The sequence below is a fragment of the Prevotella amnii DSM 23384 = JCM 14753 genome, assembly GCF_000378745.1.
Lineage (GTDB): Bacteria > Bacteroidota > Bacteroidia > Bacteroidales > Bacteroidaceae > Prevotella > Prevotella amnii.
In genome coordinates, this window is the sequence record NZ_KB905337.1 from 1 (window position 1) to 1,634 (window position 1,634).

A 1,634-nucleotide genomic window follows, 5' to 3' on the forward strand; every position below is an offset into this window, starting at 1 on the left:
CTATAAAGATACTGTTTTAATCTCAAACAAAAAAGAGTTAAGAAAGATTAATTGCCGTCATTTTGTTTTTTTATATGTTTTCAGCCCGATGGGGGCTTCTCGCCCCCTGGCCCCTCGGTGTTTTCAGGTATAGATTATTAAGGTTTTAATATTTTTGGATAAAACAGTCGCACATTTCAAAAAATCTTCGTAATATTACACACGACAAGTGAAGACACCCGATTTCAGGTATCTATCACGTGAGGTTGGAGGCGTGTCAAACTGTTCCAGCCTCTTTTCGTGTAATTGGCTATGGATTAAGTCTTATTTCTTCTTCTTGTGATCTTCGTCATAAGGTTTGTCGCTCTTCCAGAGAGCATAGATAAGGAGCAGTAGTCTGCGTTCCATGGCAGTGACTGCTATCATCTTCTTGTCGGGATGCTTCTGCACAATCCTGTCGTAGGCTTCTTTTAGATGCTTGCTGCGCAGTTGGGCCTGCACAGCAGGCATATAAAGTATGGCACGGATACGGGAGTTGCCTTTTTTTGAGATTCTGGACGTCCCTTCTACATTCCCCGACTGGTTGTCCTTGACATCGAAGCCGGCATAGCTGGTGAGTTGCTTTCTGTTCTGGATGAGCGCGAAGCCGTTAGTCTCAGCAATGACTGTAATCACAGAGGTGAAGCCAAGTGAGGGAGCAGTAATGATGTTCTCTACCTTCTTGTTAAGAGCCTCGTCAGATGCGACTTTCTCTTTCATGTTCTTGAGGTTCATCTTCAGACGCTTGTCCAAATACGACACCATAGCCTCGTAATGTTTGACTACGCTCTTCTCAGCCTGATGGCTGTGCTCCAAGGCTTCGAGATGGTTTTTGAGCGCAAGGCGCAGCTTTTTCGTATCCTGAGCAAATCTTGTCATAGCTCTCAGTTCGTGATAGATCTCCTTGCTTGGCTGCCATGGACGCATACTCCTCTTCACACATCCCACAAGGGCCAACACACGGCTGTCGATGGTGTCATTCTTGGAGATCATCCCCTCCCAAATGGCAAACTCTCTTGCCTTGTTCGGCATCATGATGATTACGGTGCAACCAATCTTCACGAGATGGTTGGCCAGTTCTTCATGATACACGCCTGTGGCCTCCATGACATACCGTAGCGGTTTATCGGTGTAAGCCTCCTTGCGACTCCATTTTACCAGCTGGTTAAAGCCAGTCTTGTTGTTCTTGAACGTCTTGACGTCGGAGTTGTGAGCCTCCTCTGCGAAGCTGAACATACACATGGTAACTACCAACGTCTCTTTGGAAACGTCAATGCCTACACATTGTCTTAAAATGTAGTCATTTTCCATCAACAATTTTGGTCTCATAAGCTAAAACTTTAAGTTAATAATGTTATGAATATAGACCAAAACCTTCCTGCGCCTTAACTCTTGGATCTACACTTGATCATTTAGAAATGTCCTTAGATACTTTGTCCTGACTCTAGAAGATAATGAAAAGAGGGACGGGCATCTCTTTATAGCGATATGGATTACACCTACCTGGTACGAAATCTCCTCGCCCCTCAAGGCCTATTTCACTAGCAAAACTACGATAAATAAGCCTCACTTCTGTTACCAGAAGTTAATTCTATAATCGGATGCAAAGGTAAGAG

General features: G+C 44.2%; 1 protein-coding gene. It reads right to left on the minus strand.

Going from position 1 to position 1,634, the window contains the following annotated elements; genetic code table 11:
• Positions 1-303: 303 nt before the first annotated feature.
• Complete coding sequence (locus F596_RS0110655; RefSeq protein ID WP_004335924.1) at positions 304-1,347, minus strand: IS110 family RNA-guided transposase; 1,044 nt, start codon at positions 1,345-1,347, stop codon at positions 304-306.
• Positions 1,348-1,634 lie beyond the last annotated feature (287 nt).